17 protein-coding genes are annotated in these 20,891 nt (G+C 73.7%); 7 read left to right on the forward strand and 10 right to left on the reverse strand.

The annotated features are described in order from the left end of the window. The first annotated feature begins 78 nt into the window (after positions 1-78). Together ACQPYD_RS20910 and ACQPYD_RS20915 are read left to right on the forward strand one after the other, a co-directional pair. Entirely contained in the window at positions 79-939 is an 861-nt protein-coding gene (locus ACQPYD_RS20910; protein WP_433697288.1) for a helix-turn-helix transcriptional regulator, read from the forward strand. A 106-nt stretch (positions 940-1,045) separates the two neighbouring features. Next, positions 1,046-1,699 carry an NADPH-dependent F420 reductase gene (locus ACQPYD_RS20915; RefSeq protein WP_433697289.1) on the forward strand — a complete coding sequence of 218 codons (654 nt, stop codon included), beginning with the start codon at positions 1,046-1,048 and terminating at the stop codon, positions 1,697-1,699. Between the two features lie 343 nt (positions 1,700-2,042). Here ACQPYD_RS20915 and ACQPYD_RS20920 read toward each other — a convergent pair whose 3' ends face one another. Continuing rightward, positions 2,043-2,825, reverse strand: coding sequence for an HAD family hydrolase (locus ACQPYD_RS20920; protein WP_433697290.1), 783 nt, complete (start codon positions 2,823-2,825; stop codon positions 2,043-2,045). Between the two features lie 161 nt (positions 2,826-2,986). Then, on the reverse strand, positions 2,987-3,133 hold the full coding sequence (locus tag ACQPYD_RS20925; RefSeq protein WP_433697291.1) for a hypothetical protein: 147 nt from the start codon (positions 3,131-3,133) through the stop codon (positions 2,987-2,989). A 138-nt stretch (positions 3,134-3,271) separates the two neighbouring features. Here ACQPYD_RS20925 and ACQPYD_RS20930 point away from each other — a divergent pair, with 138 nt between their 5' ends. Beyond that, the gene (locus ACQPYD_RS20930; protein WP_433697292.1) at positions 3,272-3,697 is read left to right on the forward strand and encodes a hypothetical protein; all 426 of its coding nucleotides are present in this window, start codon (positions 3,272-3,274) and stop codon (positions 3,695-3,697) included. Between the two features lie 343 nt (positions 3,698-4,040). Here the strand turns inward: ACQPYD_RS20930 and ACQPYD_RS20935 are convergent, their stop codons facing one another. From ACQPYD_RS20935 to ACQPYD_RS20970, 8 genes are all read right to left on the reverse strand, one after another. Then, positions 4,041-5,114 carry a C40 family peptidase gene (locus tag ACQPYD_RS20935; RefSeq protein WP_433697293.1) on the reverse strand — a complete coding sequence of 358 codons (1,074 nt, stop codon included), beginning with the start codon at positions 5,112-5,114 and terminating at the stop codon, positions 4,041-4,043. A gap of 3 nt (positions 5,115-5,117) precedes the next feature. After that, the gene (locus ACQPYD_RS20940; protein WP_433697294.1) at positions 5,118-5,900 is read right to left on the reverse strand and encodes a replication-relaxation family protein; all 783 of its coding nucleotides are present in this window, start codon (positions 5,898-5,900) and stop codon (positions 5,118-5,120) included. Next, complete coding sequence (locus ACQPYD_RS20945) at positions 5,900-8,182, reverse strand: type IV secretory system conjugative DNA transfer family protein (protein ID WP_433697295.1); 2,283 nt, start codon at positions 8,180-8,182, stop codon at positions 5,900-5,902. Before ACQPYD_RS20945 ends, ACQPYD_RS20940 begins: the two co-directional genes overlap by 1 nt. Further along, positions 8,179-9,891, reverse strand: a complete 1,713-nt coding sequence (locus tag ACQPYD_RS20950) for a VirB4 family type IV secretion system protein (protein WP_433697296.1) — start codon at positions 9,889-9,891, stop codon at positions 8,179-8,181. Before ACQPYD_RS20950 ends, ACQPYD_RS20945 begins: the two co-directional genes overlap by 4 nt. After that, positions 9,888-10,703, reverse strand: coding sequence for a PrgI family protein (locus ACQPYD_RS20955; RefSeq protein WP_433697297.1), 816 nt, complete (start codon positions 10,701-10,703; stop codon positions 9,888-9,890). Before ACQPYD_RS20955 ends, ACQPYD_RS20950 begins: the two co-directional genes overlap by 4 nt. A 22-nt stretch (positions 10,704-10,725) precedes the next feature. Next, entirely contained in the window at positions 10,726-12,270 is a 1,545-nt protein-coding gene (locus tag ACQPYD_RS20960) for a hypothetical protein (protein WP_433697298.1), read from the reverse strand. After that, positions 12,267-12,638 carry a pilin gene (locus ACQPYD_RS20965; RefSeq protein WP_433697299.1) on the reverse strand — a complete coding sequence of 124 codons (372 nt, stop codon included), beginning with the start codon at positions 12,636-12,638 and terminating at the stop codon, positions 12,267-12,269. The genes ACQPYD_RS20960 and ACQPYD_RS20965 overlap by 4 nt, the downstream gene beginning before the upstream one ends. Before the next feature lie 91 nt (positions 12,639-12,729). Next, positions 12,730-13,458: a hypothetical protein gene (locus ACQPYD_RS20970; protein WP_433697300.1), complete on the reverse strand. Its 729-nt coding sequence runs from the start codon at positions 13,456-13,458 to the stop codon at positions 12,730-12,732. A gap of 420 nt (positions 13,459-13,878) precedes the next feature. Between ACQPYD_RS20970 and ACQPYD_RS20975 the strand changes: the two genes are divergently transcribed. The 4 genes from ACQPYD_RS20975 (at position 13,879) to ACQPYD_RS20990 (ending at position 20,827) form a co-directional block, all read left to right on the forward strand. Continuing rightward, on the forward strand, positions 13,879-16,209 hold the full coding sequence (locus tag ACQPYD_RS20975) for an ATP-binding cassette domain-containing protein (RefSeq protein ID WP_433697301.1): 2,331 nt from the start codon (positions 13,879-13,881) through the stop codon (positions 16,207-16,209). A 476-nt stretch (positions 16,210-16,685) separates the two neighbouring features. Continuing rightward, a complete protein-coding gene (locus tag ACQPYD_RS20980; protein WP_433697302.1) occupies positions 16,686-17,102 on the forward strand; it encodes a hypothetical protein in 417 nt (138 codons plus the stop codon). A 70-nt stretch (positions 17,103-17,172) separates the two neighbouring features. After that, positions 17,173-18,981: a thiamine pyrophosphate-requiring protein gene (locus ACQPYD_RS20985; protein ID WP_433697303.1), complete on the forward strand. Its 1,809-nt coding sequence runs from the start codon at positions 17,173-17,175 to the stop codon at positions 18,979-18,981. 67 nt (positions 18,982-19,048) lie between these two features. Further along, positions 19,049-20,827 carry a glycoside hydrolase family 15 protein gene (locus ACQPYD_RS20990; protein ID WP_433697304.1) on the forward strand — a complete coding sequence of 593 codons (1,779 nt, stop codon included), beginning with the start codon at positions 19,049-19,051 and terminating at the stop codon, positions 20,825-20,827. Positions 20,828-20,891 lie beyond the last annotated feature (64 nt).

Consider the following 20,891-nt stretch of genomic DNA (forward strand, 5'->3'; position numbering starts at 1 on the left):
GTCGACGACAGGGCCCTCCGGAGCCTGGGGTGTGACAGGGCCCCCTCTGTCCGCCCCGGCACTCCTTAGGCTGGTCGTATGAGTGAGACATCGAACCCCCTGGGCGCTTTCCTGCGTGCTCGACGCGAACTGGTGTCACCCGAGCAGGCGGGTATCCCCGAGTTCGGCGTGCGGCGTGTTCCCGGGCTGCGGCGCGAGGAGGTCGCCATGCTCGCCGGGATCAGCGCGGACTACTACCTGCGGCTGGAGCGGGGCCGCGATCGCAACCCCTCGGCGCAGGTGCTCGAGTCGATCGCGCGGGTGCTGCGCCTCGACGACGCCCACTTCGCCCACCTGTCGACCCTGGTCACCGAGACACCGCGCAGGCGCAGACGGCGGCCGCGCAAGGAGAGTGTGCCTCCCGGCACGCTCAAGCTCTTGGACTCCCTCGCCCAACCGGCCTTCGTCGAGGACCGGTATTTCGACATCCTGGCCTCGAACGCCCTGGCCAGGCAGCTCTCTCCGCGCCTGGTGGTGGGGGGCAACCAGCTGCGGGACATGTTCCTGGACCCGGCGGAGCAGGCTCTGCACCCGGAGTGGGAGAACGTCACGGAATGCTACATCGCGAACTTGCGGCAGGCCGTGGGCAACGAGATCGACGACCCCCGGTTCATCGAACTCACCGGAGAGCTGGCCCTGGCCAGCGCCCGGTTCCGCCAGCTCTGGGCCCGGCACGAGGTGCGGGGACAGCGCGGGGAGAAGCTCCGGTTCGACCACCCCCAGGTCGGGGAGCTCAACCTCAACAGGGAGCGGCTGAGCATCGGCGGGGCGGAGACCCTGCAACTCGTGGTGTACCACCCGGACGCCGGGTCCTCGGACGCGGAGAAGCTGGCCCTCCTGGCCTCGGCGGCCCTGCCCACCGCGGACACGGCATCACAGGCCCGGCAATTCAGCACGTGAAAGGCGCGGCACCGTACCCGGACGATCCCCTCAGGGGCATATGCGGTGCGGCACCGGCTCACGCACGCGAAGACATCTGCACTACCAGAATGAATCGGAGAAACCCGTGACCACGATCGGCATCCTCGGCGCAGGCGAGGTCGGCAGCCAGATCGCGCGCGCGGCGATAGCGAGCGGATACGAGATCGTCATCGCGAACTCGCGGGGGCCGGAGACCCTAGCCGGGCTGGTCGCCGAACTGGGCTCGTCGGCTCGTGCCGCGCATGCGGCGGAGGCCGCGGCATCGGGCGACTTCGCGGTCGTCGCCGTACCCCTCAAGCCGGTCAACGACATGCCCGTCGAGGAGCTGGCGGGCAAGATCGTGCTGGACACGAACAACTACATGACCTGGCGCGACGGCCACTTCCCGGTGGTCGACTCCGGTGCGAAGACCGTTCACGAATTACGCCAGGAACAGCTCACCACGTCGAAGGTCGCCAAGGCCTTCACGCATATCCAGGCTCCGAGCCTGCTCCGGACGGCCCGCCCCGCCGGCGACCCCGCCCGAAGGGCGCTGTCGGTTTCGAGCGACCATCCCGAAGCAGTCGACCTGGTCACGCGACTGTACGACCAGTTCGGGTTCGACACCGTGGACAACAGTCCGCTGAGCGAGTCCTGGCGCACCGCGCCCGGCCAACCCGCATGGGTGAGCCATGCCCGGCAGAACCGCGAGGAGCTGGCTCTCAACCTGCGACGGGCGAAGCCCGTCATCACTGCGTGAAGCAGGTCTTCGAGTCACAGGACGCGGTGAGAACAGCCGGGGGCGTTCAAGGTGGTCCTCGACCGGCACGGATGACTCCTCGCGCGACGTGTCCGCTCGGAGCGGCACCGGGCGGCCACGCCTGCCCAGAGGCCGAGAGACGACACCGATTCCCGGTCCGTACGTCGGTCGGATGCTCATAGGAGCCCTGCTCCGCGGACGTCGGCGCAGCAGAGACCGAGGTCATGGCCCTCCGTCAGTTGCCGGGGCGAGCAACCAGGAAAAATAAAGACTGCTTGCGGGAAGTCCTCAGCGGTGTGGTGATGGTCGGCTTGAGAGGACGTTAAAGGAAGATGGCGCTGCTTCACGAGGACCGAAGACGCACAGAGAGAATGTCTAATATGTCAGCTTCGTCCAGGTATTCGATCGTGTAGTCGGCCCCCGCGCTCTGGAGTTCCTGTACAGGACTCGCCCCCGAGGCAACCCCGATGACACGGACGCCTGCGAGATGCCCGGCCTCAACATCCCGAGGCGTGTCCCCGATGAGAATGATGTCGGAATCCGGGAAGGCCTCTCCGAGTTTGGCCTCGGACCGCTCACGTGCGAATCCAACAAGAGCGGACCGGTTCACATGGTCGTCTCCGTAGGCACCGATGTCGAGGTCGAGCCAACGGTCGAGCCCGAACGCGGCAAGCTTGACCTCGGCCGCGCCCCTGGTGTTCCCAGTGAGCACGCTCTGGATGATGTTCGGCTGATGACTCAGCGCTTCCAGCGTTCGTTCCACCCCGGGCAGGAGGCGTCCCCGCGCACACAACTCCTCTGCGTGCTTGTGGTAGGCCGCGACCTGAGCCCGTGCGAAGCGCCCGAAGAGTCCTTCGTCCGGACACAGTATGCCGTTGAGGCGGAGGGTCTCCTCCAGGAGGACTGGTTCGGTATGCCCCAATGCTGTGGCCATACCAGCGAACATGGGCTGACCGGTTGCTATTTCGAATGCTTCGGCGAAAACCTTGCGGCCGACACCCCTCGTTTCAAGCAAGGTGTGGTCGACGTCCCAGAGTACGAACAGGTGATTGGACATCATGTCTCCGAATGGGGAAGGAGGTGCCGACAGCCTGGGAGGCCGTTCTGCTATGGGCTTCTCATCCACGCTCCACCGTGAAGGGCTTCCTGGTGTCTCTGGGGAAGTCGTTCTCACGGCGGTTACTATGGCACTGTTCACGCCAGGGCAAGTCCCAAGCGGTCATAGCGGGGCTTGCCGGGCTGAACCCCGAATACGTTGGTCGGATATAACGGCAGAACCGTACTCCGTCACTCGACACGGTTGAAGCCCTGGCCACATCTCTTGCGGTTCCAGTGGTGCAACTCCTCACCGGAGCCGAGGAACCCACTCGCGTACCAACAGAGGCCCAGCTCGCCCCGGACCTGCATCACGCCCTCCTCGCCCTTGGAGAGCACGGCGCGGCGAAGGAGGTCGCACTCGACGCTATTTCCCAGGTGTCCTCGACTACTAACCGTGGTGCCGGAGCAATCACGGGGGCCCTGTGGCTGACTGCAGCGGTAGCCCAGGCCCGTTCAGGGGACAAGTTCACAGCATTGGAATGGATCAACGACCGGGCAGCACCCCTGGCCGAGAAAACCGGTGAGACCAACGTGGGAAGGACCTGTTTCGGCCCCTCCAACGTGGCCCTGCACGCGGTCGGTATCGAGCTGGAGGACGGCCAGGCCGCGTCGGCTCTGGCCCTGGCAGACCGAATCGACACATCTCCCCTCGCTTCACGTGAACGCCACACCACATGGTCCCTGGACCTGGCGCGTGGTCACATCCTCCGCTTCGACCCTGGGGCGGCGATGCTCTACCTGTTGCAAGCGGAGACGACCGGCTCGGAGGACCTCCGTTACAACAGCGACGCGCACGACACGCTACGGCGGGTTCTACACCGAGCCCGGCCTTCCATCCGTACCCAAGCTGTCGGATTGACCAGGCGCCTGGGCATCGAGGAAGTCATTCTCACTGGTTGATGGATTCCCTCACCCTGACCTCGGCTTCTCCGTCCGCACATCGAACCCCCAAAGAGCTCGGAACAGGGAAGGCCCATCCCTCCGCACCAATGCCCACTGCCCTCCGCCCTGGTGCACCTGCCCTTCTCATCGCATACGTGGCGACCGAGCTTGCAGCACTGACACAGCGTGTCAGCCGGACTGCGGCTCTGCTGTGCCCCAGCAACGGTCTGACCGTCGCTTACACCGAACCTGACAGTCGAGAGATCGCCCGCGCTTTGGGGAGAGCGGACGACAAGTCCTGAACCACCTCGACACGGCAGAGGTCACCGGCTCCCCGTTCCCCGCCTCCCTCTCCCCTCCCCTACCCCGGGCGGATCGCGGACATGAAGCGGGCGGAGTAGTACGGCCCCTCGACGGGCTCGACGCGGATGTCCGTCCCCGACCGGGCGGCGTTGACCATCTTGCCGTCGCCGGCGTAGATGGTCACGTGGGAGGGGGCGGGGCCGCTGCCGGTGTCGTAGAAGAGCAGGTCGCCGGGGGCGAGGGAGTCGAGGGCGATCGTCTCCCCGGCATCGACCTGGTCGGTGGTCACGCGCGGGATCCGCACCCCGGCGGCCTGCCAGGCCTTCATGACCAGGCCCGAGCAGTCGAACCCCTCGGGGCCCGTCCCTCCCCACACGTAGGGCTTGCCGACCTGTTCGAGGGCCCATTCGGCGGCGGTCCGGCCCTTCTCGCCGCCGGATCCGCTCACGACGTGCCCTCCGTCCGCTGCGGTGTCGAACTCCTCGTACTCGGCGATGTTGGCCAGGACGTTCTCAACGTAGGTGTCCCAGGGGTTGTAGCGCGAGAGCGCGTCGGCGAGCTGTTCCTCGTGGGTGAAGTCCACCGTCGCCAGGGGGTGGCCGGTGCACAGTTCCGCGGCGGTGGAGGCGGTGGCGTCGTAGACGTTGTGCGGGTCGGCCTCGCCGTCCCCGTCGCCGTCCACTCCGTGCCCGGCCCACCACGCCGGCAGCAACTGGGTTACCCCCACCGCGGCGTCGTACTCCGTGTCACCGTCCCAACGTCCCTTGTCACTGTCCGTGTGGGCGGTGCGGTTGCCGCCCGCTCCGGTGCCGTCCAGCCTCGGGCCGACGACGGGCGGATCGGTGTCCCCGTCGGGCGCGACGGTGTGGCCGGCGGCGTGGTCGGACTCCTCCCGGCCGATGCCCGCCAGGACCGTCCAACTCATCCCCGTGCAGCCCGGGTGCCGCTGCTCCAGGCCGCGGGCGGCGCGCCGGTAGGCGTCGAGGAGGACCGCGGGTATGCCCGGCACCTCCTCGGCCTGTGCCCGCGCTTTCTCGACGCGTTCGCGCTCGCCGCTCCCCGTCCCGACCGCGCCGAGCACCGCGACCAGCACCATGACGAGGGCGGCGGTCCCGACGACCGGTTTGAGCACCGCTCAGGCGAGGTCGACGAGCGGGCGGACACCGCAGGCGGGGTCTCCCGCCCTGCGCCAGACGGGGCGGGTGGGGCCGGGATAGGCCAGCCGGGCGTGCGTGGTCACGTGGACCGGGACCTGGGGGCCGCCGTCCAGGACGCGGCACAAACTGGTCAGGCGCCTGGGGCCGGGGACGACGAACAGGACCGGGGTGGCCAGCCGTGTCTCCACGGCGAGGTCGCGGTAGCGGCTGATCTTCTCGGTGAGGCGGACCAGCGGCTCGGTGCCGGTGTCGTACTCGACGAAGGCGTCCAGGGTGGTTCCGTCCTGACGCCAGCGCAGGTAGCCGTCGGGGCAGACGCGGTGCCCCCAGGCGGTGCGGCAGCGGGCCTCGGACCACCAGCGCTGGAGTGTGGCTCCGGGTGTGGCGCGGGCGGTGGTGGCGAAGCGCACGTAGGTCTGGGCCAGGCCGGTGGCGTGGCCGAGCCGGGTGGAGGCGCGCAGGCGCAGGTGGGTGTCGGGCCGGTAGCCGATCTGCTTGGGGGTGAGGCCGAGCCGGGTGGCGACGACCCTGGCGCCCTCGGGTCCGAGTGTCCAGTGGTGGGGCGCGTTCCAGCCAGGGTGGCGGGGTGTGAAGCGGTCGGCGAGGTCGTTCTCGGCGAATCCGAGCAGGCGGCGCTGTGCCGCGCGCGAGGTGGTGCCGGAGAAGAACAGTTCGCCGATCTGCGGGGTGGTCAGGACGCGGTGGAGGTGCAGGGTGTCCAGGATGCGCAGGTCGCGCTCGGTGAGTCGGATGGTGGCCATCAGCGGTGCTCCTGTCGGCGCGGGTCGGTACGTCGGGTGCGTTCGGGCTGCGGGGCGAAGCGGCGGGCGGCCTTGCGGACCTGGCGTGCGCGGCCGTTGACGGGTTCGGGCAGGGGCTCGGTGCGCATGGTGGACGCGGACAGTTCGGCGGCGCCGTGCAGGGTGCGCACGGCGGCCTGGTGGGGTCCCAGGTGGGAGAGGTCGTGGGCGTTCAGGTGCGGGAGCGTGTGCTGGGCGAGCGCGGCGGCGTCGTCCGGTGAGGTGGTGAAGAAGACCTTGGTGCGGCAGTTCGCGGCCACGGCGGCGCGGGTGGCGGGCGGGAGCTGGCCGAGCTCCTGGTGGGCGATGACCATGGCGGTGCGGTAGCCGCGGGCCTCGGCGAGCATGTCGGCGACCGAGCCGGGCAGGCGCAGGAAGTTCGCGGCCTCGTCCAGGTAGAGGCAGGTGTCCGGGCGCCGGTGCTCGGGCGTGGCGGCGCGGGCGGTGACGGCGTTCCAGGCGGCGGCCAGGACCAGGGTGCCGATGAGCGACGCGGTGTCCTCGCCCAGGCGGCCCTTGGGCAGGCGCATGAGGACCAGGCCGCCGTGGTCGAGCAGGTGGGGCAGGTCGACGGTGGAGGCTCCGGAGGCCAGGACGGACGCGGCCCAGGGGCGGAGCAGGATCGCGCGGAGCTTGTTCAGGAGCGGGTCGGTGGCGGCGGCGCGCAGCTGCGGCGACTGGAGCGTGTGCCAGTGCCAGAAGTCGTCGAGCGCGGTATCGGGGCGCTGTCCGGCGAGGACTCCCGCCCGGAAGGCGTCGTCGGCCAGGAGCCGCGGGATGTGGCCGATGGTCAGGCCGGGGTCCTGGGCCCGGGCGAGGGTCAGGGAGGTGGCCCTGAGGATGTCCTCGGTGCGCGGCCCCCAGGAGGAGGCGTGGATCCTGCGGAAGATGCCGGTGACGGTGTCGGCGGCGTGCTCGGGGGTGCCGAGGCGCAGGACGTTGAGCCGGGGCGGCGGCGTCGGGTCGGCCGGGTCGAACAGCACGGTGGCGTTGACGGAGCGTTTGGGCAGGCGGTCGAGGACGTCCAGGACGAGGTCGCCGCGCGGGTCGAGGAGCAGGGCGCTGCGTCCGGCCTCGGCGTCCTGGAGGACCATGCGCGCCAGGAGCGTGGACTTGCCGGAGCCGGTCTTGCCGATGACGTGGGTGTGCTGGCGGGCCTCCGCGATCCCCGTGGCGACGGGGCGGCGGGGTCCGGCGTCGGCCTCGCCCAGGACGCGTCCGGCGCGGGGTACCCGCGGGTCGGGGGCGACGCGGCGGGCGCCCGCGCGGGTGAGTCCGGGGACGGCGGCGTCGGTGGGCAGGTGGGCGATGGCGGCGAGTTCGGCGGTGCTGAGCAGGGAGCCGCGGGCCAGGTGGCGGCGGCCCGTCCACAGGCCGGGGAAGGGGGTCCACTGGCGGCGGAACCCGTTGAGGCCGGAGGTGTAGGCGGACAGGAAGGCGGTGATGCCCTTGGCGCGGGCGCGCAGGCGTCCGGCCGCCGGGCGGCCAGGGTGCTCGGTGCTGGTCAGGACGATGACCTGGCAGGCCAGTCGGGGTGAGGCGGCCTTGGTGAGGATGGCGCGCACGTCGTCGGCGGTCCCGGGGTACAGGGTGGTGCGGCCGCCGCCGCGGAAGGGCGTGCCGGTCGCCAGGAGCGGGGCGCCGAGGCCGCGCAGGCGTGCGGCGGCGGTGCGGGCGCCGGCCGCCCGGCGCGGTCCGGCAGGGCGGGCGCAGACGCGGACCACGGCGTGCTGGCCCGGGGTGAGGTCGGAGAGTTCGCCGAACAGGTTGCGCAGGGGGTCGTCGGTGAAGCCGGTGCGGAGCGGGTACTGGTCGCCGCGGGCCAGCCGCTGCCAGCTCCCGGTGACGTGTTCGCCCCGCGGAATGGCGGCGGTGGCGCGGCGCAGGCGGGTGGTGGCGCCGGGCCAGTCGGCGGCCACGGCGCGGGCGAGGGCGCGGGCGTCGACGGTTCCCGGGACCCAGACCTGGATGCGTACCCCGTCGGAGGAGGCGACGTACTCCCAGGCCAGGTGGGGTGGGACGAGTCGGTGGGTCCAGCGTGGGCGCAGGAGTCCGAGGGTGTGGGTCCAGAAGGCGAGGGCGTGGTCGACGGTGGTCCGGGGCGGGGCGTGGATCTCCAGGGTGTGGGCCCCTCGGGAGAGGTAGGCGGTGCGCGCGAGGCGCAGGGCGATGACGGAGGCGGCCCACAGCAGCAGGGCGGCTCCGGCGGTGGCGGCAGCGGTGGCCGGGAACAGTGCGCTCATCGGTCTTCGCCTTCCAGGTGCGCGAGTTCGGCGGGGTCGGTGGTGATCAACCGGTGTTCGACGGGTGAGGCGAGGGCGCGGAAGACGGCGCGGTGGCGGCCGGCTGCCAGGAGTGCGCTGCCGCGTTCGGCGGTGGCGACGATCCGGCGCTCTCCCCGGGAGAGGTGGAAGGACTCGCACACGGCGTCGAGGTTCTGCGGGGCCTGGCGGAGCAGGATCTGGGTGGCGGCGTTGGCGGCGACGGCGCGGCCGAGGTCGGTGGCGAGCAGGTCGGCGACGTCCTGGGTGACGAGCGTGAGCCCGGTCCAGTGGCGGCGGGCGTTCTTGGCGAGGTCGAACAGGTAGCGGGCCCCGACCGGGTCGCGGAGCAGGGTCCAGCCCTCGTCGATGGTGAGGAGCCGGGGTCTGCGGTCGGCGGGGTCGCGGGCGCGGCGCCACAGGGCGTCCAGGATCAGGAGCAGTCCGACGGTCTTGAGCTCCTCGGGCAAGTGGCGCAGCGAGACGACGGTGAGGTGGCCCGTGAGGCGGGCGGTGGTGGGTCCGTCGAACAGGCCCCGGCGGGAGCCGTGGGTGAAGGGGCCGAGTCTGGCGGCCAGGGTGTGCGCGGCGCCGGCCTGCTCGGCCGGGCCGGTCCAGTCGCGCAGGGCCGTACCCAGATCCGCCATGACCGGTGGTGTGCGGTGCCAGGTGGCGGGATCGGGGGTGATGCCGCGTCCGGCGTAGGCGTCCAGGACGGCCCGGTCGAGGACGGCGCCCTCGTCCGCGGTGAGGGCGCCGACCATGGCGGTCACCAGGGTGTGCAGGAACAGGGCCCGGGCGGCGGGGGCCCGGTCCTCGGCGGCGGGCAGATCGAAGGGGTTGAGGCGGCCCCCGGGCAGCCCGAGGCGGACGCGGTCGCCGCCGACGGCCTCGGCCAGGCGCCCGTACTCGTCGGCGGGGTCGATCACGCTCGCCTGCACACCGGTGTAGAGGGAGCGCAGGAGTTCGAGTTTGGCCAGGTAGGACTTTCCGGCGCCGCTGCGGGCGAGGATGACGGCGTTGCCGTTGTCCAGGCCGCCGTGGAAGCGGTCCCAGACCACCAGCCCGCCGGAGTGGGCGTTCTCCCCGTGGACGACGGCGGTGCGTCCGGCGCCGGCGGGGAGTTCGGCCCCGGCGAAGGGCATCAGCGCCGCGACGGCCTCGGTGTCCACGGTGCGCCCGGTGCGCAGGCTGTCGGTGCCCAGCGGCAGGGTCGAGCGCCATCCCTCCCAGGCGCGGTAGGTGGCGGGCGACAGGTCGACCAGGATCGATCCGGCCAGCGCCGCCAGACGGCGCACGTCGGCGTCCAGCTCTTCCGGTGTGGGCGCGTGCACGGTGGCGTAGACGGCGAGCCGGAACAGGCGGGTCTCCCCCAGTGCCACGCGTTCGGCCAGGTCCGCGGCGTCCTCGGCCGCGGCGGTGCGCTGCGGGTCCTCCAGGCGCCCGTGGGCGGTGTCGGTGCGCCACGCCGATTCCAGGCGTGCGCGGCGCCGGCGCAGGCGTCGGGCGGCGAGCGGCCCGGGGACCGGGGTGAGGTGGCAGGCCACGTCCACCCTGCCGGGGAAGGACAGGAGCGGGTCGGCCCATCCGGCGCGCACCTGGTGCGGGTAGCCGGTGACGACCATCGTCCGGGCGAACCAGCCGTCCGCGTCCAGGCGGCGCGGGCGCAGGCGGATCCGGGGTGCGGTCACCGGTGCACCCCCTCGGTGCCGGCGGTGGGGAGGGACTCCCGGATGAGCCGTTCGGCGGTGGGTCCGTCGCAGGTCAGGGCGCGGACGTCGAGCGCCGCCAGGTGGGAGGCGGTGTCCTCCGCGCGGCGCAGGAGCGCCTCCCCCGCCGTCTCCGGGGCGCCGTCGGAGGTGAGGACGAGCAGGACGCTGTGGCGGGTGGGTTCGTGGCGGGCCTGCAGGTCGTCGAGGAACGCGGCGTGGGCCAGGGCCGCGCGGCGCAGCCCCGCGGGGAGTCGCGGGACGTCGCGGCGCAGCCGCCGGGCGTGCGGGGCCAGGTCCGTGGGGCGCCGCCGGACGAGGATCTGGACGGGTTCGGCCAGGGAGTCGAGCAGGGCGGCGAACGTGGCCAGAGCCCGGTCCTGCTCCTCCCCGGAGAGCAGGTGGAGCGGGACGCTGGTGCAGGCGAGGACGACGGCGGACCTGCCGCCCAGGTCCACCACCCCGTCGGCGCCGACCGCGGGCAGGGCCTCGTCCGCCCGCCGCGTCCGGGGGGCGGTCCTCCAGCGCAGGGCCGACCAGGCGAGGCGGTCGAGGCCGACGCCGTCCCTGCGTCCGCAGGCCAGGGCCCAGGCGGGGCCGAGCAGCACGGCCGCCGCGGTTCCCAGCAGCCACGCGGGCAGGTGTCCGGACCCGGCGGAGAACACGGCCCAGGAGGCCAGTGCCGCGGGGGCCATGAGCAGCAGTTGGCGCGCGGTGAGGTTCCACAGCACGGGTTCGGGGCGCTCGATGTCGGCGGGCACGCGTGCCCGCCAGGTGGAGGCGTCCTGGTCCATGGGGCCGTCCTTCGGTATCGGTTCAGGTCTCGCGCCGCGGCCGGTGCCGGGGCGGAACGGGTCTGCGGTGCCCGGGCTCGGCGCGGGGCCGTGCCGGCCGGGCGCCGGGGTCCGGCGGGGGCCGCCCGCGCCGCGGCTCGGCACCGTGGTCCCGTGGCGGCTCCGGCCGGGTGGCGGAGGCGTCGGTCCCGGTCGCGGGCGGTGTGCCCGGGCGGCGCGGGACGGGCCGGGGCGTCCCTCCCCGTCCGTCCGGCGGTCCTGCGGGCGGCGGGGCCGGGGCGTTGCGGGGCCTCCGGTGCGCGGCCGCGTCCGCCGGCCCTCCCCGTCCCCGTGGCGGGGCGTGCGCGGGCCCCGGTGCGCCCCGGGCGGCGGGGGCGGCGGTCGGCCGGTGCGGCGCGGAGGACCCGGAGCCCGGGGAGGACCCGGAGCCCGGGGAGGACCCGGAGCCCGGGGTGCCGAAGCGCCAGGTGCGCACGCGCCTGGGGAGGGCGGGGACGCCCGCCTCGGCGCGCGGGCGGCGCTCGACCGCCCGCAGGAGCGCGCCGGTCCGGCCGCCCGTGCTCCGGGCCGCGGCGGCGAGCGCCCCTCCCCCTCCGGTGGCGGCCGTGACCGCGACCAGGACCGCGGTCGAGGCCAGGGACTTGGCGGCGTCCGCCGCCGGAGACCTTCCGGCCGGCGGGGACCACACGGCCCTGTAGGCCCACACGGGGATGCGGATCTGGACGTAGACGAGCACCAGGAGGAGGAAGAGGTCGAAGAGGTCGGCCTCGCCGCGCACGATGTGCACGACCCCGAACAGCGCCCGGGTGTCGCCCTCGAAGAAGACGCGGGTCAGCGCCACGAACGCGATCGCCTGGGCGACCGGGACGAGGCACACCGCGGCCAGCGTCCGCCACCACATCTGCGCGACCCGGTTGGTCTGCGGCAGCCCGTGGAACATCAGCATGAGCGGGCCGCCGACCATCAGCAGGACCACGATGACCACGCGGACGATCTCCACGACCACCCACAGCACGAGCAGGACCACGAGGACCAGCAGGAACAGCACCACCGCCGAGGTCTCGTCGGCGAGGAAGGGGGTGGACCTGCTGCTCAGGTGGCGGGCGGCGGCGCCGGCGTCGATGCCGTCGTCGCCGACGGCCCGGGCGACGGCGGTGGACGCCTCCGCCGCCAGGCCCACCACGTTCAGCGACGCGTTGGAGGCGACGAACCCCACCACCAGGCGCGGCAGGACCTCCCTGGCCCCGTACTGGGCCTGGACGCTGTGGTGCGCCATGAGGACGAACCCGGCGGCGAGGACGAGGAGCAGGTAGAGGGCGTTGGCCGTGGCGGACACGCCCTCCCACACGGCGGTCACCCCCGCGGTCGGCCCGGGGGTCGCGAACAGCTTTCCCGCGACCCAGCCCAGCAGGGGGTCCAGGACGCCGACGACCAGCCCGTGGAACCACTGGGTGATGTGGCAGGAGACCTCGAGGGCGCCGCAGTCGAAGACCTCCGCGTAGGTCTGCTCCGTGGCGGCGTCCCCGTGCTCCTCCGGCTCCCCCGGCCTCCCCGGCGCCCCCGTCACGCGTCGTAGCCGTTGACGTAGTCCAGGGCCAGGAGGATCACCTCGCCGGAGAAGGCGACGAGGTAGCCCATGCCCGCGCCGGCGAAGGCGCGCTTGGACTTGTCGATCTCCCCCGGCTCGCCGCCCGCCAGGATCCAGCGCAGACCGGCGACCACGGTGAACAGGACGGCGAAGGAGACGGCGATGCTCTGCCCCACCCGGGTCAGGCGCCGGACGACCTCGTTGATGTGGACGGTGTAGGCCTCCACCTCGGCCGCGGCCGGGTCGCCGCCGAGGGCGACGAGCGCCAGGGCCGCTCCCGCCGCGAGGACGCAGGTCCGTGCCGCAGGCAGGCGCCGCGTCCGTCCCGTACCGCGCGGATCCACCATCCCGCCCCCTTCCGCTCGCCTACTGGGAAAGAAGCCGGTGCAGGGGCGGGATTGGACCGGGTCAAGGCATTCCTTTACCCGGTCCGGACCCTCAGGCCGGCGCCGGGACCGGCGAGCGGGCGGCGACCCGGCCGGAGCGGACCGCGTCCGCCAGGCGCTTCTCGGCGCGGGAGCGCCGCTTGGCGAGCTTCCAGTACGCGGTCCCCCGTTCTCTCGCCACCCGGGTCAGCGGGACGCCCTCCAGCCGGGTGAGGCCGATGACGCACGCCTCCGACTCGCTGAGCACGCCCTGGCGGACGGCGTCCCGGAGCACCAGGTCGGGGCTCCCGGGCGGCCGGGGCGCGAGGGCGCCCCGCTCGGGCCCCTCCCCCGCCACCGGGTGGGCGAGGGCGTCGCGGCGCGCCCGCAGGCCGGCCCGCTGGGCGCGGCAGCGCAGCATCCACGGCAGCCGGTACCAGCCGGTGTCGATCTCGTGGACGGCGGCGATGAAACCCGCCAGGACCTCTCCCTGGACGTCCTCGGCCGCACGGGCGTCCAGGCCCTCGCACAGCCGCCGCGCGCACGCCTTCAATCCGGGCACGGCCAGGCCGACGGCGGCGACCATCCACTCCTCCGACAGGCGCGCGTCGGTGATCACCCGCCGCCAGACGGCGTCGCGCACCTGGCGCGCGACCGTTCCCGAGAGCAGGGCCCCGCGCACCTCCAGCAGCGTCTCGGGGCGCGGGTCGGTGAACGGTTCGAGCAGGGCGGCGAGTTCTCGCGGGTCCAGGTCCGAACGCAGGAACTCGCGCTCGGCGGTGTGCAGCGGTCCGGTCCACATGGTGTGTCTCCCTCGGTGGGCGGTCGGGACCAGGCCACGAAAGGAGGGGCCGCCCACGCGGGGCCGACACCGGTCCCGCCGGGCGCACGCGCAGCGCGCACAGCGGGACCGCCGACCGCTGACACGGGGCCGACCGGGGGCGTGCGGCGCCGCGTCGGACGGCCGTACGGCGGGGAGGCGGCCGGCCCCGGGACCGCCTCGGTGCGGGGGGCTGCGGGCGGGGCTGCCGGGCCCGAGCCCGCCGACGGCGTCCGGGGCGCCCGGAGTTGGGCAGAACGTGGCCGGGTCTCCCGGAACCCGTGTCCGGGGGGCGCGGGCGCCCCTCCCGGGCCGGCCCGGGGCGTGCGGGGCCCGGGGTGTTTGCCGTACCCGGACGGTCCATGGATCCGGCGGGGACCGCGACCGGGTAAGCCTGGTCCCATGGAAAACCACGACGACCGCATCCGGGTGCGCGGAGCCCGCATCCACAACCTGAGGAACGTGGACGCGGAGCTGCCCCGCGACGCGCTGGTGGCCTTCACCGGCGTCTCGGGGTCGGGCAAGTCCTCGCTGGCCTTCGGGACGCTGTACGCCGAGTCCCAGCACCGGTACCTGGAGTCCGTGGCGCCGTACGCGCGGCGCCTGCTCCAACAGCTCCCGGCCCCGGAGGTGGACGACATCACCGGCATGCCCCCGGCCGTGGCCCTGGCCCAGCCGCGCACCGCGCCCTCGGTCCGGTCCACCGTGGGCACCCTCACCACGGTCTCCAACACGCTGCGCATGCTGTTCTCCCGCGCCGGGACCTACCCGCCCGGCGCGGACCGCCTGGACTCGGACTCCTTCTCGCCCAACACCGTGGCCGGGGCCTGCCCCGTCTGCCACGGGGAGGGGGTCGAGCACGAGGTCACCGAGGAGTCGCTGGTGCCCGACCCCTCGCTGAGCATCGCCGACGGCGCCGTCGCCTCCTGGCCGGGGGCCTGGCAGGGCAAGAACCTGCGCGACATCCTCGACACCCTCGGGTACGACATCCACCGGCCCTGGCGGGAGCTGCCCCGGGAGGAGCGCGAGTGGATCCTGTTCACCGAGGAGCAGCCGGTGGTGACCGTCCACCCGGTCCGGGAGGCGGGCCGCGTGCACCGCAGCTACCAGGGCCGGTACAGCAGCGCCCGGCGGCTGGTGCTCAAGGCGTACGCCTCCTCCGCCAGCGAGGCGCGGCGCCGCAGGGCGGCGGAGTTCATGGTCGACCGGACCTGCCCCGAGTGCGGCGGGAGGCGGCTGCGCCGGGAGGCGCTGCGGGTCACCTTCGCGGGCCGCACCATCACCGAGGTGGCCGGGCTGCCCCTGACCGAGCTGGCCGCCCTGCTGCGCCCCTGGCGGGAGGACGCCGGCGCCGCCGGGGCGCTGGCCGGGGAGATCACCGGCCGGGTCGAGGTGCTGGAGGAACTGGGCCTGGGCTACCTCAGCGTGGACCGCCCGGCCCCGACCCTGTCCACCGGCGAGTTCCAGCGGATCCGACTGGCCACCCAGCTGGGCACGGGCCTGTTCGGCGTGGTCTACGTCCTGGACGAGCCCTCGGCGGGCCTGCACCCGGCCGACTGCGAGGCACTGTCGGGGATCCTGCGGCGCCTGCGGGACGGGGGCAACACCGTGTGCTTCGTCGAGCACGACCTGGACATCGTGCGCGGGGCCGACTGGATCGTGGACGTGGGCCCCGAGGCGGGCGAGCGCGGCGGGAGGGTCCTCTACAGCGGTCCGGTGGCGGGGCTGCGCGACGTCCCGGAGTCGGTGACCCGCCGCTACCTGTTCCACGACGCCCTGCCGGAGAGGCGCCCCCACACGCCCCGCGGACACCTGGAACTGCGCGGGGTCACCCGCAACAACCTCAAGGGGCTGGACGCCGACGTCCCCCTGGGGGTGTTCACCGCCGTCACCGGGGTCTCCGGTTCGGGCAAGTCCACCCTGCTGGCGGCGGTCGCGGACCACGCCGCCGGGCACGGGCGGGTGGTGTGGGTCAGCCAGCAGCCGATCGGGCGGACACCGCGCTCCAACCTGGCCACCTACACCGGGCTCTTCGACACGGTGCGCAAGCTCTTCGCCGCCACCGAGGAGGCGCGGGCCCTGGGCTACGGGCCGGGCCGGTTCTCCTTCAACGTCGTGGGCGGGCGCTGCCCGACCTGTGAGGGGGAGGGGTTCGTGTCGGTGGAGCTGCTGTTCCTGCCCACCGCCTACGCCCCGTGCCCGGCCTGCGGCGGGTCCCGCTACAACGATGACACCCTCCGGGTGCGGTACCGGGGGCGCACGGTGGCGGACGTGCTGGCCATGTCGGTCGAGGAGGCGGAGGACTTCTTCACCGGGGAGCCGTCGGTGCGGCGGTCGCTGCAGACCCTGGCCGGGGTCGGGCTGGGCTACCTGCGCCTGGGCCAGCCGGCCACCGAGCTCTCCGGCGGCGAGGCCCAGCGGATCAAACTGGCCACCGAGCTCCAGCGCCGCCGGGTCGCCGACTCCGTCTACCTGCTCGACGAGCCCACCACCGGACTCCACCCGTACGACACCGACGTGCTGATGGGCCGCCTGCACGACCTGGTCGGGGCAGGAGCCACCGTCGTGGCGGCCGAGCACGACATGCGGGTCGTGGCCACCGCCGACCACGTCATCGACCTGGGCCCGGGCGGCGGCTCCGAGGGCGGCCGGATCGTCGCCCAGGGGGACCCGTCGAGGATCGCCGCGGCCCCGGACAGCCGGACCGGCGCCTATCTGAAGGGGCTGCTCTGACGCGCCGCGCGCCCCGTCTGGAGCCGTTCGGCGAGCCCGCCCGCCCGGGTGTGCTCGCCGCGCGGCCCGGTCCGGCGGCCTGCGCCCGGAGGCCCCGCCGGAGTGGCTCCGCGGGACGCCGGCCGCCGCCACAGAGCCCAGGGGCGGCCTGAGCGGCTCCGAGGTCACCGCGGGGCCCGCCCGGTGCGGACCGCCCTGCCGGCCTGGGCGCCGCGGTGGCTGCACCGGTCCGGAGCGACCGCGCGCCGCGGGGTGGCGGAGGCCGTCGCGGGGAGGACTCCCGACGGAACGGCCGGACGCCCGCCTCCCGATCGGGAACGGAAAGGGGGAATGCGCACAGCGTTTCCCTTTCCCAGGCCCATGGATTTCTTCCCGAATACACTCCCATTGCCTTCTTTGCCGCCGCCCGGGCCATTTTTTGCCGCCCGTCCCGAATTCCCGGCGTGGCCGACACCGCCTGCGGGAACGCTGCCCCCATGCCGAAAAGCGCAGTCTCAGGTCCGGCCACGGACGAGGGCACTCCCGTGGACGTCGCGGCCCCGCGAAAGAAACTGCGCCGACGGGTCGACGGGAAGGCGCGGTGCGACGCGGTCGGTCCGGCCGCCTGCTCCCCGGACGCCTCCGACCGCCGCCGGGTCCCCGTAGGGGTCATGGTGCGCCGCGACGCCGGGGCATCGGCGGCGGCCGTCTCCGCAGGCCCCCGGTTCGGCACCCCCGTTCTCTCCCGGGCCGGGGGAACCGGCCCGGGAGGGCAGGACACCGACACCCCGATCGCCCCCGACGGGACGCGGCTCCGGGGCGGGCCCGCCACCGGGGAACTGGAGGAGCCCCTCCCGGCCGCCGTGCCCAGCGGGGCGGCCGGCGCCCGGTACCGCGCACGGCGGTGGGCCTGACCGGCGCCCGCGCGCCACCGGTCCGCACGGTCGCGGCACCTGTCCCACCACGAGGAAGACGAGGGAACCCATGGCGGTCAAGGTCTCGGACCACGTCCTGCAGCGGTTGCGCGAATGGGGCGTCGAGCACGTCTTCTCCTACGCCGGCGACGGCATCAACGGCCTGCTCGCCGCCTGGGGGCGCGCGGAGGACAATCCGAAGTTCGTCCAGGCCCGGCACGAGGAGATGGCCGCCTTCGAGGCGGTCGGCTACGCGAAGTTCTCCGGCAGGGTCGGCGTCTGCGCGGCGACCTCGGGGCCCGGCGCCGTCCACCTGCTCAACGGCCTCTACGACGCCAAGCTCGACCACGTCCCCGTGGTGGCGATCGTGGGGCAGACCAACAGGAGCGCCATGGGCGGCTCCTACCAGCAGGAGGTCGACCTCCTGAGCCTCTACAAGGACGTGGCCTCGGACTACTGCGCGATGGTGACCGTGCCCGAGCAGCTGCCCAACGTCATCGACAGGGCGATGCGCACCGCGTACGCGAGGAGGACGGTGACCGCCGTCATCATCCCCGCCGACGTGCAGGAAATGGACTACTCGCCGCCGACCCACGAGTTCAAGATGGTCCCGTCCAGCCTCGGCCTGTCCTCCCCCGTCCCCGTCCCGAGGCCCGCGGACCTCTCCCGGGCCGCGCAGGTGCTCAACGCGGGGGAACGGATCGCCGTCCTGGTCGGCCAGGGGGCCGCGGGCGCGCGGGCCGAGGTCGTCGCGCTCGCGGAGCGCTTGGACGCCGGGGTGGCCAAGGCCCTGCTGGGCAAGGACGTCCTGCCCGACGACCTGCCGTACGTGACGGGCTCGATCGGCCTCCTGGGCACACGGGCCTCCTACGAGCTCATGCGGGACTGCGACACCCTGCTGGTGGTGGGGTCCAGCTTCCCCTACTCGCAGTTCCTCCCGGATTTCGACCAGGCGCGCGCGGTGCAGATCGACATCGACCCGCACATGATCGGCCTGCGCTACCCGTTCGAGGTCAACCTCGTCGGGGACGCCAAGGAGACCCTCGCCGCCCTGCTCCCCCAGCTCAAACGCGACAGGAAGCGCAAGGCCTGGCGCAGGAAGGTCGAGAAGGACACGGCGCGCTGGTGGGAGGTCATGCAGCGCCGGGCCGCCGTGGAGGCCGATCCCATCAACCCCGAGTACGTCGTGCACGCCCTGGACGCGCTCCTGCCGGACGACGTGATCCTGACGGCTGACTCGGGTTCGGCGGCGAACTGGTACGCGCGCCACCTCCGGATGCGCGGAACCATGCGGGGGTCCCTGTCGGGCACGCTCGCGACCATGGGGCCGGGGGTCCCCTACGCCATCGGCGCCAAGTTCGCCCACCCGGACCGGCCCGCCGTGGCGCTCGTGGGCGACGGGGCCATGCAGATGAACGGCATGGCCGAGCTCGTCACCGCGGCCAAGTACCGGCAGGAGTGGAAGGACCCCAGGCTGGTCGTGGCCGTCCTCAACAACCACGACCTCAACCAGGTCACGTGGGAGATGCGCGCCATGTCCGGGGCGCCGCAGTTCCTGCCCTCGCAGTCCCTGCCCGACGTGCCCTACGCCGACTTCGCGCGCCTGATCGGCCTCGACGGGGTGCGCGTGGAGAGGCCGGAGGACGTCCAGGGCGCCTGGCACAGGGCGCTGGGCGCGGACCGGCCCTTCGTCATCGACTTCCGCACCGACCCCGACGTCCCCCCGATCCCGCCGCACGCCACCCTCGAGCAGATCGAGGCCGCGGCCTCGGCGGTCCTCCAGGGCGACAGCGAGAGCGCCGGCATCGTCAGGCAGGGGGTCAAGGCCAAGATCCAGGACTTCCTCCCCGGCCGGGGGCGCCACCACAAGCGCGGCTGAACGCCGGGGGCCGGACCGGGTGCGGGAGGCCGCCGTGCCGGACGCGGCGCCCGGGACGAGGAGGACCATGGGGGACGCACACGGAAGGCCCGCGCCGCAGACCCTGCGGGACTACGCGCTGCTCGCGGACGGCGAGCGCGGGGCCCTCATCGGCCTGCACGGAGAAATCGTCTGGATGTGCGCCCCGCGCTGGGACTCCGGCGCCGTCTTCGGCGACCTCGTCGGAGGGCCCGGCCACTACACGGTCGCCCCGCGGGGGCGCTTCGTCGGCGGCGGCCACTACGAGCCCGGCACACTGGTCTGGCGCAGCCGCTGGACCACCTCGGAGGGCATCACCGAGTGCCGTGAGGCGCTGGCGTTCCCGGGCGACCCGCACCGGGCCGTGCTGCTGCGGCGCATCACGGCCGTGCAGGGGGACGCCCGCCTCGACCTGCGGCTCGAGCCCGCGGCGGACTTCGGCCGGAGCGGCGCGCCCTCGTTCCACCTGGAGGAGGGCGTGTGGACGGCGCGGTCCGGCGACCTGCGCCTGCGGTGGAGCGGGGCGCCCCGCGCGCACCCCGTGCCACGCGGCGGGGAGCCCGCGGGCCTCGCGGCCGAGGTCTCCCTCGCGGCCGGCGAACACCACGACCTGGTGCTGGAGATCGCCGACGGCCCCCTCGGCGCCGTGGTTGACGCCTCCCGCGCGTGGGAGGCGACGACGGCCGAGTGGTCCAGGACGGTCCCCGCCCTGGACCACGGCCTCGCCCCGCGGGACTCCCGACACGCCTACGCGGTCCTGCGGGGGCTGACCAGCAGCACAGGGGGGATGGTGGCCGCGGCCACCACCAGCCTCCCCGAGCGCGCCAGGACCGGGCGCAACTACGACTACCGGTACGTCTGGATCCGGGACCAGTGCTACGCGGGCCTGGCCGCGGCCGCGACGGGGAGCTTCCCCCTCCTGGACTGCGCGGTGGACTTCGTCTCGGCGCGGCTGCTCGAGGACGGCCCGCACATGGCCCCGGCCTACACCGTCGCCGGGGAGCGGATACCCGACCAGGAGACGCTCGGCCTGGAGGGGTACCCGGGCGGTTTCGACCGTGTCGGCAACTGGGTGAACCGGCAGTTCCAGCTCGACGCCTTCGGCGAGGCGCTGATCCTGCTGGCCACCGCCCACCGGCACGGTCGGCTGGAACCGGAGGGGTGGCGCGCAGCGGACGCCGCGGTCGGCGCCGTCGCCCGGTACAGGAGGAGGCCGGACGCCGGCATCTGGGAGATCGGCGACCGGGCGTGGACCCACAGCAGGCTCACCTGCGCGGCCGGGCTCCGGGCCCTGGCCGGCGCGGCCCCCACCGCGGGCCGCGTGAACGAGTGGACACGCCTGGCCGACGCCATGGTCGCCGAGACCGCCGCCACCAGCCTGCACCCCGGCGGCCGGTGGCAGCGCAGCCCCGAGGACCCGGGGCTGGACGCCTCCCTGCTCCTGCCCCCGCTCCGCGGCGCCCTTCCGGCCGGGGACCCGCGGACGGTGAACACCCTGCGGGCCTTCGTCCGCGAACTCACCCACGACCACTACGCGTACCGCTTCCGGCACGACGGGCGCCCGTTGGAGGAGGCCGAGGGGGCCTTCCTCCTGTGCGGGTTCGTGACGGCCCTGGCCGAGCACCAGCAGGGCAACCACGGCGAGGCACTGCGCTGGTTCGAGCGCAACCGCGCCGCCTGCGGACCGCCCGGGCTGTTCGCCGAGGAGTACGACATCGGCCAGCGCCAGATGCGGGGGAACCTCCCCCAGGCGTTCGTGCACGCGCTGATGCTGGAGTCCGCCGTCCGGCTGGCCTCCCCCGCCGGGTCGGACCGGGTGTTCCACTGAGGGGGTGCGCCGCGCGCCCGCCCGGCGCTCCGGACGGCCCGGGGACGGAGGGGGTCCGGGGCGG

Origin of the sequence: Nocardiopsis sp. CA-288880 (assembly GCF_050955985.1) — a bacterium.
Classification (GTDB): Bacteria; Actinomycetota; Actinomycetes; order Streptosporangiales; family Streptosporangiaceae; genus Nocardiopsis; species Nocardiopsis tropica.